The sequence below is a fragment of the Corynebacterium sp. HMSC071B10 genome (assembly GCF_001814825.1).
In the GTDB taxonomy this organism is placed as follows: Bacteria; Actinomycetota; Actinomycetes; order Mycobacteriales; family Mycobacteriaceae; genus Corynebacterium.
This window is the reverse complement of record NZ_KV817985.1, coordinates 5,656-14,199: the sequence shown is the minus strand read 5'-3', so window position 1 is coordinate 14,199 and position 8,544 is coordinate 5,656. Positions and strand designations below refer to the sequence as shown.

At 65.0% G+C, this 8,544-nt stretch carries 13 protein-coding genes and 1 pseudogene; 7 read left to right on the top strand and 7 right to left on the bottom strand.

The annotated features are described in order from the left end of the window. From HMPREF2990_RS02765 to HMPREF2990_RS02760, 3 genes are all read left to right on the top strand, one after another. On the top strand, positions 1-781 hold a 781-nt coding region (locus tag HMPREF2990_RS02765; protein WP_070762603.1), incomplete at its 5' end, for a DUF4192 family protein. Between the two features lie 161 nt (positions 782-942). Continuing rightward, positions 943-1,086, top strand: a complete 144-nt coding sequence (locus HMPREF2990_RS12885; protein WP_016456431.1) for a hypothetical protein — start codon at positions 943-945, stop codon at positions 1,084-1,086. Positions 1,087-1,176: 90 nt separating this feature from the next. Next, positions 1,177-1,608, top strand: a complete 432-nt coding sequence (locus tag HMPREF2990_RS02760; protein WP_034997554.1) for a single-stranded DNA-binding protein — start codon at positions 1,177-1,179, stop codon at positions 1,606-1,608. On the opposite strand, the gene HMPREF2990_RS02755 is transcribed toward HMPREF2990_RS02760, so the two are convergent. Then, a complete protein-coding gene (locus HMPREF2990_RS02755; protein WP_256008564.1) occupies positions 1,605-2,033 on the bottom strand; it encodes a recombinase family protein in 429 nt (142 codons plus the stop codon). The genes HMPREF2990_RS02760 and HMPREF2990_RS02755 overlap by 4 nt on opposite strands. A 196-nt stretch (positions 2,034-2,229) precedes the next feature. On the opposite strand from HMPREF2990_RS02755, the gene HMPREF2990_RS02750 reads away from it, so the two are divergent. The 4 genes from HMPREF2990_RS02750 (at position 2,230) to HMPREF2990_RS02735 (ending at position 3,877) form a co-directional block, all read left to right on the top strand. Further along, positions 2,230-2,775 (top strand): TetR/AcrR family transcriptional regulator, encoded by a 546-nt coding sequence (locus HMPREF2990_RS02750; RefSeq protein ID WP_034666346.1) that lies wholly within the window; start codon positions 2,230-2,232, stop codon positions 2,773-2,775. Next, on the top strand, positions 2,772-3,131 hold the full coding sequence (locus HMPREF2990_RS02745) for a DMT family transporter (protein WP_038610824.1): 360 nt from the start codon (positions 2,772-2,774) through the stop codon (positions 3,129-3,131). The genes HMPREF2990_RS02750 and HMPREF2990_RS02745 overlap by 4 nt, the downstream gene beginning before the upstream one ends. Then, complete coding sequence (locus HMPREF2990_RS02740) at positions 3,128-3,457, top strand: DMT family transporter (RefSeq protein WP_034666342.1); 330 nt, start codon at positions 3,128-3,130, stop codon at positions 3,455-3,457. The genes HMPREF2990_RS02745 and HMPREF2990_RS02740 overlap by 4 nt, the downstream gene beginning before the upstream one ends. Positions 3,458-3,562: 105 nt before the next feature. Next, complete coding sequence (locus HMPREF2990_RS02735; RefSeq protein WP_230208643.1) at positions 3,563-3,877, top strand: NIPSNAP family protein; 315 nt, start codon at positions 3,563-3,565, stop codon at positions 3,875-3,877. 263 nt (positions 3,878-4,140) lie between these two features. On the opposite strand, the pseudogene HMPREF2990_RS13185 reads toward HMPREF2990_RS02735, so the two are convergent. The 6 genes and pseudogenes from HMPREF2990_RS13185 to merA form a co-directional block, all read right to left on the bottom strand. Beyond that, a pseudogene (locus tag HMPREF2990_RS13185) lies at positions 4,141-4,291 on the bottom strand (IS481 family transposase); the annotation flags it as partial. Between the two features lie 375 nt (positions 4,292-4,666). Next, a complete protein-coding gene (locus HMPREF2990_RS02730; protein ID WP_070762602.1) occupies positions 4,667-5,623 on the bottom strand; it encodes a cytochrome c biogenesis CcdA family protein in 957 nt (318 codons plus the stop codon). After that, positions 5,620-6,102 carry a TlpA family protein disulfide reductase gene (locus tag HMPREF2990_RS13180; protein WP_078056919.1) on the bottom strand — a complete coding sequence of 161 codons (483 nt, stop codon included), beginning with the start codon at positions 6,100-6,102 and terminating at the stop codon, positions 5,620-5,622. Before HMPREF2990_RS13180 ends, HMPREF2990_RS02730 begins: the two co-directional genes overlap by 4 nt. 119 nt (positions 6,103-6,221) lie before the next feature. Continuing rightward, complete coding sequence (locus HMPREF2990_RS02720; protein ID WP_004601218.1) at positions 6,222-6,437, bottom strand: hypothetical protein; 216 nt, start codon at positions 6,435-6,437, stop codon at positions 6,222-6,224. A 126-nt stretch (positions 6,438-6,563) separates the two neighbouring features. Next, positions 6,564-7,217 carry an organomercurial lyase MerB gene (merB, locus tag HMPREF2990_RS02715; RefSeq protein ID WP_070762600.1) on the bottom strand — a complete coding sequence of 218 codons (654 nt, stop codon included), beginning with the start codon at positions 7,215-7,217 and terminating at the stop codon, positions 6,564-6,566. A gap of 34 nt (positions 7,218-7,251) precedes the next feature. Beyond that, positions 7,252-8,544: mercury(II) reductase (gene merA, locus HMPREF2990_RS02710; protein ID WP_070762599.1), on the bottom strand; the 1,293-nt coding region annotated here is incomplete at its 5' end.

Genomic DNA, 8,544 nt, shown 5'->3' with positions numbered 1-8,544 from the left:
CGCGTACATGATCAGCGATGACATTGCGCAGCCGGTCTTCGACGAGACGGCCACGTACCTCACCAGCGGGGCCTCGCCGCTACCGCCGCTGCTCGGGGTGGTGCAGGTGCCCGAGATCGTCACTGGGGCTGCTTGGTGGTCTGTGTACCAGCATCCGCTCATCGACGAGCCGCGCCACGGCGTTGTCGGCGAGGTCGCCGCATCAGCGGCGCTGCAGCAGATGCTTGCAGACACCGGCGCGCTGCCGGAGCCGAGCAAAGACGACATCGAGGCACGGTTGAACAGCACTGACCACGGCATCGACGCTGCCGAGCACGCCGACATCATCGAAGACGCGCTGGCGTATATCCCGCCCATGTTCTCCGACGTGCTGCAGCGTGAATACGAGCAGGCGGCGGCAGGAATAACCCAGCCGAGCACGCGCGCTGTTCGATCGGCGCTGAAATGCTTCACCACGCCGCGCTTGCGAGACGCGCTGCTCGCGGCGCTGCTCGATGACCCGCAGGCGGGCCTACGGTTCGCGGAGCAGGTTATGCGTGCTGTCCCGACCAGCTGGCCAGGGATGCGCGCGCAGCTCACCACCACGGTTGCCGTGCTTGCGCACGCCACAGGCCAGCCGGGACTAGCTGGCGTGGCCGCGCACCGAGCCACCGAGATCGGGCCAGACGAGAACTTCCCGTCGTTGGTGGCGAAGCTGACCGACATCGGCCAAGGCGAGCGGATGGTCGAACTCGTCCGCGAGGGCGCCGAGAAGACCCGCACGATCTTGTTCACCGAGTAGCACCACACACCCCGTTGCAGCGATGCAACGGGGTTTCTTTTTATCTCGTCGGCCGTGGCTTGCGACAGCAGACACTTCAACGAGGCAGGGGAGCGACCCCTAGACAGCAGAGCTGTCTCCAACAGACGGATTGACCACCAATCCGAACAAGGAGGCACGTGATGCGCGACATCACCCACACCGACCTGGAACTGCTCTACCAGCTCGCCGACGGCATCGACGGCGAGGACGCCGATCCGGGTGCAGCACAAGAACTGCGCGACCTAGAGGCGGCAGGCACGCCGCTGCCCTGGGCAGTGCTGTAACGACAGCGCAACCCCCCGCAGCAGCAAAGCAGCTGCTTCAACACCCACATTGCACGGCAATTCACACCCACCCACATAAGGAGAACCATCATGTCCAACCCCTTCAACAACGGCACCATCGTCGGCAACGCAGCTCGCGCACCGAAGCTGTTCGAGCACGCAAACGGCGGTGCGACGGTGAAGCTCAGCGTCTATGCGCGCAACACCTTCAAGAACAAGGCCACCGGCAAGGTGGAAAGCGAGATCGTGGAGCTGACCGGCTACGTCCAGGACGCGAAGAACCCCGGCGTGTTCGGCTGCATCGGGTCCGGCGACCGTGTCGCAGTGAGCTACTCGCTGAAGACCGACGTCTACACCGACAAGGACGGTGTGAAGCACTACCCGCTGGTCGCCCGTATCGACACCGTGCAGCTGATCGACTCCAAGAAAGAGTCCGCTGCGCGCGCAGCCCGTCGCGGAGGCGAGGCGGCGAACGCCGCCCTGGCTGGCGCTGACGCCGACAACGACGAAGCACCGTTCTAACAACGACACCCCGCAGGGAAACCTGCGGGGTTATTTTTTTCAACTATTTCACGGTGTTGATCCAGCTCTTTCACGGCCTTACCCAACTGAACAAAACCCAACAGCCCTAGCATCAGCTTGGCGATCGGGGTGGAGTCTTTTGAGTAGGTCTGTCCCTCCTTGAGGAACTTCACCGACACTCCTTTGCTGACTAGCTCGTCAACAATGGCGTACAGATCCGTCAGTGAACGCGCGCACCGATCCATCGACGTGACGACAAGCTGATCTCCTGCACGGACATATCGCATTGCTTCATCAAGTCCAGGGCGCTCACGCGATCCACCACTGGCCTTATCCGTGTAATAGGTGAAGACCTTCTCTGCCTTGAGTTGTTCAATCTGACGATCAAGGTTCTGATCTTTCGAACTCACCCGGGCATAGCCCACCTTTTGTCCTGAGATCGCCCCCAACTGTTCAGTGATCTCCAGAGGCAGTGACGGTTCTGTTCCGTTAGTCTTGGAACTAACCCTAGCGAACAGGAAGTTTTTTCATTCACAAATTGTTCGCTTGGGGTGTACCCCAGGTGCCCCTACCAGCGCCCGCAGTTGAAGGCTTCACCTACCAAATGGTAAAGTTAGCTATATGCGAACCAGTCAGCGCTCCGAGATCCTGGAAGCTGCCCTCCGCGTCATGAACGCAGCGGAGGGTGGCGACATTACCCTTGACGCAGTGGCCCACGAGGCCGGGCTCACCAAACCGGGATTGCTATATCACTTCCGCAACCGCGACGTACTGCTCGCCGCGATCGTCGACCACGCTGCGGCCAACGTCGAGAACGACATGACTGCCACCCTTGGCAAGCCCCTCGAGAACGCCAACGCCACCGAGCGGCTCCTGAGCTACGTTCACGTCGCCGCCCACGGGGCCGCCAAGCGCGCCGAGTTCATCATCTGGGGCCAAGCGACGTACCGGCCCGAACTCACCGAACCGTGGACTACGCGGATGGGCCGCTGGCTCGAACTCCCGGACGATCTCGACGCCGCCACCCGAGCCAGGCTGACCACCGCCCGACTCGCCGCCGACGGACTCTGGGGCGCCCAGGCCACAGGTGTGTCCACCCTCCACGGCGCGGATCTCGAAGCCGTCGTCTCCAGCATTCGCTCCCTGATCGAAGGAACAACCCCATGAAGCAGTGGTTCCTGCTCGCTGGTGCCATCACTACCGAAGTGGCGGCGACGCTGTCTCTCAAGGCGGCGCTCAATCACCCATCCTGGTACATCGTGGTTGCTGCCGGATACATCGGCGCTTTCGTCTTCCTCACCTTCTGCCTGCGCGAAGGAATGCAGATCGGCGTCGCCTATGGCATCTGGGGAGCCAGCGGGGTCGTGCTCGCCGCTGTGCTATCCGCCGCGATTTTCGGTGAACCTCTGACTGCTGTGATGGGTCTTGGAATGGTTCTGATCATCAGCGGTGTCCTCACCGTCGAACTCGGCTCCCAGAAAGCTCAGCAAACCGCAGCCCAGGAAGCAGGAGTCAACTCATGAGATGGATCTTCCTCGCAGGCGCCATCTTGTCCGAAGTCGTCGCGACCATGTCGCTACGAGCCTCCGACGGTGGCCGGGTGAAGAAATGGTTCATCGGCGTCATCGCGGGGTATCTCGTGGCGTTCGTCGCCTTAAGTCTCGCCTTGGCCGACGGCATGGCCCTTGGCGTCGCCTACGGCATCTGGGCAGCATCCGGCGTAGCTCTCACCGCGATCCTCGCCCGGGTCATCTTCCACGAACCCCTCACCCGAACCATGGCCCTCGGCATCCTCTTCATCGCCGTCGGAGTTCTCACCGTTGAAATCGGCGCCAACTTGGCGAACTGACGCATTTCCGCAGGTAAACCAGGCAGATTGGTGTGCCCCAGGTGCACCACGAGGCGCACAGACAAAGGCTCCCCAATGAGCGCCTGTGGGCCTAGCGTTGTGGATGTGATCACCTGTGTCGTCCACTACACCATCGACCCCGACCAGATCGCGGCCTTTGAACAGTTCGCCCGCGCTTGGATGCGGCATGTCGACGAACACGGCGGCACCCACCACGGGTACTACCTACCCGCGGAAGGTGTGAGTGACCGTGCGGAATCCCTGTTCAGCTTCCCCAGCCTGGCTGCCTACGAGCAGTACCGCACCTTGTTCGGCACCCACCCGGACTTCATCGCCGCTGACCGGATTCGAGACGAGTCCGGGTGCGTCCTGCGGTACGAGCGCACCTTCATGCGGCCGCTCCTACCCCAGGGACACTGAAAGGGACTCCGGCAGCACGCTCGGCACAACCCACAACGCCGCAGGTCAGCGCGTACAGATGGGTGTACCCCAAAAGCCTCATGTCTCGATTATGCCTCACAAACCCCTACCGAGCACCACCCTGCGACAACTTAGGGCGAGACGCTTTAGTGAGACGGGGAGGAGGCCAATTGCCCCATGAAACGGTCTCACATTCCAGTTCCTGCCGGGTGTCTCATAAAACTTTAGGTTTTCAGGACGCTCCGCGACCGCTAGTGGGCCATATAAGCGAGTCGGGTGTGGTCATCGACAGCGGCATGGACGTGGTCGAACCCGATCGGGTCTTCCGGTCGCGGATCGGTCGTGGACTCGCCAACCGCCGCTGTCGGGGATGCGGCTGAGTTTCTTCACATCGATATGGATGAGCTTGCCTGGCCACCAGCAACGCTCTCGCATGCGTGGTCAAGCGGGCGTTACCGTTGGGCATAGAGGCCTCCGGCAGTGAAGAACTAGACAGCTCCACTAAGCCAGGAGGCCTAACTATTTCACAAGACCGAAAGTGCCACCAACGTCACGGTCGAGTACAACTAGTGGGTGTCACTGTGGCTTTCCGAAGTCCACCACACTGACGTTCCCGTCATTGCGGGGGCGGTACAGAGGGCTCCTGACGGATTGCCCGAAGTCCTCTGCACGAATTGACTTCCGGCCTGATGCCGCTGTACCAACCTGTCCTGATAGGCGGGCGCCTCGTTTGCCAGAAGATGGGGCACGGTTCCCTCTCCCCCTTGCTTTTTGGGAGTCCTCGGCCAGCTACGGGATCGTGCCTGGCCGGTCCTCGGTCGAGTTGTTGTCCGGAGTTGGTGCGCAGCAGTCGGGTTCCCCGCTTTGCCCGGGGCCCTCGCCTGTGGGCGGCGTTCCCTGTCTGATGCGCAGTCTCCTGCGCCGGTTGAGGGCGGCCAATGCCGATGCGAGCACCACGGCTGCGGCGAGGGCTGCGATCAGGGTGCTGTTGTCGCTGATCCAGGCGCTGGCGGCGGCTGACCATACGGCGAGGCTGTTGGCCTGTGCGGTTCCGCCGGTGGCGGCGGGATACCAATACCAGCTGAGGTAGGCGCCGGTTATGGTGAGGATGAAGGCGGCGATGCGGTTGCTGTGCTTGGCCAGGCCGGTGATTCTTCGCCCGAGGGCGGCCCCGGCGATGGCCGTGCCTGCCGAAACGAGCATCAGGACAGTGGCCGAGCCTGCGGCGTAGGCGGCGAAGACCGCGAGCAGCCCGGCGTAGCTGGCGACGGCCTGGGCTTGAGCGATCACGGCCAGGAGCACCCCGAGGGTGCAGCCGAGGGATGCTGCGGCGTATCCGACCCCGAAGGCCACCATGCGCCCGGTTTTGTGACCTGCCCCTGCAGCTTCTTGTGTGCGGGGTTTCGTGGCCCAGGCCGGCAGACGGAGCCGTGGTGTGAGTCCGGTGAGCATGGCCAGGCCCAGCAGGAGAAGGATCACCCCGGTGGCCATTCCCAGCCAAGGCGCTGCGCTGATCAGGGTCCTGGCGCCCGCGCTGACGATCAGCCCGAAGGCTACCAGGGTCCCGGCGAAGCCGAGGCTGAGCGCGAGCCCGGCCCGGAGCCCGTGGGCCAGACGCAGCGCGAGCGGGCGCGTCCGGGCGTCCCCGATGGTCTGGGCTATCCAGGCGGGCAGGAGGGCGAAACCGCAGGGATTGACCGGGGCAATCATTCCAGCGGCGAAGGCCAGGGCAAGCAGGGCTGTCATTGGGCGCCGGCCTTGGTGAGTTCTTCTTGGATCTTTTCCGCAGACGGGTCGGTGGCCCGGAAGGTAACGTCACCCTTCGCGTCGACCACCACCAGGGTGCTTATGGAGGTGACCTTGTACCGGGTGGTCAGTGTGGCCCCGGTGTCGATGACGGCAGGGAGCTCAGGGGCCTTGATGTAATCGCGGAATCCGTTGATGGTCTCCTTCGGTTCTCGGGGGTCCACGTCCACCAGGAGGTAGTCGGCCGAGCTTCCCAGGGCCGTGGAGGCCTTGTTCAGGGAATCGGCCCCTTCCACACACTCACCGCATCCGACAGAGAAGAAGAACAGTGCTGCGGGCTTACCGTCCGGGATGGTCCGGGTAGTGCCGTCAATGTCGGAGACCGTAACAGCAACGGCACCGGCCGCGTCGGGCGACGAACCGCCTGGCGCGGCCGACGGGCCGCTCGGTGAGCTGGCGCAGGCGGTTGTCAGTGCCATGACCGCTGTCAGAAACAGGGCGGAGGCGAGGTGCCTGGGCCGGGGAACGGACAGAGAACGGCGGGATCTCGGGTATGTCATGGTGTCTAGTGGTTCCTTCCAGGAATGGGTATGGGGACTCAGGCGGTGCCGTGGTCGGTGCGGTGGTGCTCGGGGGATGCGGGAGGGCAGCAGTCGTCGGTCCTGCGGCGTTTTCGCTGCCTGGTGACGGCGATGATCCCGGCCAGGAGCACCGTGGCGGCCGCGAGTAACACGAGGGGATTTGAGAAGAATCCGGCGATCGCGCCGAGGGCTCCGGCGGCGATGAGGATGGGTCCTGCGCAGCACAGGATCATGGCCGCTGCTATGCCGATTCCTGCGGCCAGTGTGTGGTATCGCCCGGGGCGACCGGTCTGCCGGACGGGTTGATGGCCGGTGTCTGGCTGTTCTGGGTGCTGGGTCATGTCATGTCCTTTTAAAGCTCAGCAGCAGGAGTCCTGCGCCGCGGGGGCCCGCGTGGCGGCCGCGGCGAGGAGGGCGGCGGCCATGGCGGCACCGGCCCGGTGTGCCGCCTCGATGTCCAGGACTTCGCCGTCGGGATGGGAATCCAACCACGGCTGGGCGTCCTCGCGGGAGGCGAAGTAGTGGACCTGGTTGCAGAACGATGACCGCACCGGCCCCGTGCCCGGGTGGCTGATGATGGACACGACGGCGGTGGCCGGCTGCACGGAGGTCACCGTGCCGTCCGCGCCCGTCATCACCCGGATGAGGGTCCCGCTACCCGGGGAGGTCGACTCAATGGTTGCGGCCTTCCCGATCAGGGCCGGGAAGAAGAGGGTGTCCAGGGCGCACCAGGTGTAGAGCTGTTCCCCGGCCAGGGTGAAGCGATGCGGGGTGGGCCGCATCGTCAGGGCCAGGCCGATGATGCGGCCCTCGTCGTCGTACTCGGTGTCCGGGACGGAGGCCAGTCCCTGCCGGACCGTGTCTTCGCTCCGGCCACTGGCGGTGGCCAGTTCGGCGACCGTGACGGGCTCGCCCTCGGCCAGGAGCCGCAGCAGCGGCACGAACAAGTCCGGGTCTATTCCGGAGCGCGCGGGGGACAACAGATAGGTGAGGGCCTGGTCGGTGGCGGTCATGGCATTCCTTTGCTTCGGTAGTGGGGGCTGCAGCTCAGGCGCAGCAGGAGAGCTTGGAGACGTCGGTGGTGAAGGCCTTGGCGGCGATTCTGATGCCCTCGGCCATCGTCAGGTAGGGGCTCCAGGCGGCGGCGACCTGCGCGGTGGTCATGCCCGCTTCGAGGATGTAGACGCCGGCGGCGGCGATTTCCCCGGCGTCCTTGGCCACCGCGGAGAGGCCCAGGATCCGTCCGGTGTCGCGGTCCGCGACAACCTTGATGAAGCCGCGGGTGTCGCGGTTGACCACGGCTCGCGGCACGTACTCCAGGGGGAGGACCCCGCACTCGCAGCTGATCCCGGCGGCGACAGCTTCCTTTTCCGTCATCCCGACCGCCCCGATGGCGGGACTGGTGAAGGTGACCCGGGGCAGGTGCCGGTAGTCGACCTCGGCCAGGGCATCGGTGAACGCATTGTCCACGGCCAGGGCGCCGTGGGCCGCTGCGACGTAAACGAACTCCCGATGGCCGGTCGCGTCCCCGGCGGCCCAAACCCGCGGGTTGGACGTGGCCAGGCGGGAATCGACCACGATCTCGCCGGATGCGCCGGTCTTCACCCCGACGGCGTCAAGGTCCAGTCCCTCGGTCACCGGGCGGCGGCCCAGTGCCACGAGGATGTGGGAAGCGCGGAACACCTCCTCGCCCCCGGCCACGTTTGCCGTCACCGAGACCCCGTCCGGGCCGGAGGCCACGGAGTCGGCCATGGCCCGCCGGACCACCCGGATCCCCTCGTCGGCGAACACCCCCGCCAACGCCTTGGATGCCTCCGGTTCCTCCTGCGAGGCCAACCGGGAACGGACCAGCATGGTCACCCGGGAGCCCAGCCGGGAGAAAAGCTGTGCCATCTCCAGGGCAACATAGCCTCCGCCCAGGATCAGCATTGATTCGGGCACCTCGTCCAGTTCCATCGCCGTCGTCGAGGTCAGGTACCCGGCCTCGACCAGTCCGGGAACGGGGGGCACGTAGGGTGCGGAGCCAGTGGCCACGAGGTAGTGCCCGGCCTCGATCGTTCTCACTGCACCATCCGGGGAGATCACCCGGAGCAGCGGTGCGTCCTGGGTTCCGGTGAACGACGCGTCCCCCGAGATCATCGTCCACCCGTAGTCCGCGGCCAGATCGACGTACTTCTCCGTGCGCATGCTTTCAACCAGCGCGGCCTTGCCCTGAATCAGGGCCGGCATGTCCACCGGGCCCGCCGAGGCCGCCACCCCAGGGAAGCGGGCCGAATCCAACGCCACGTGGCGGGCCTCCGCGGCAGCCAGGAGCGCCTTCGACGGGACGCAGCCCGTGTT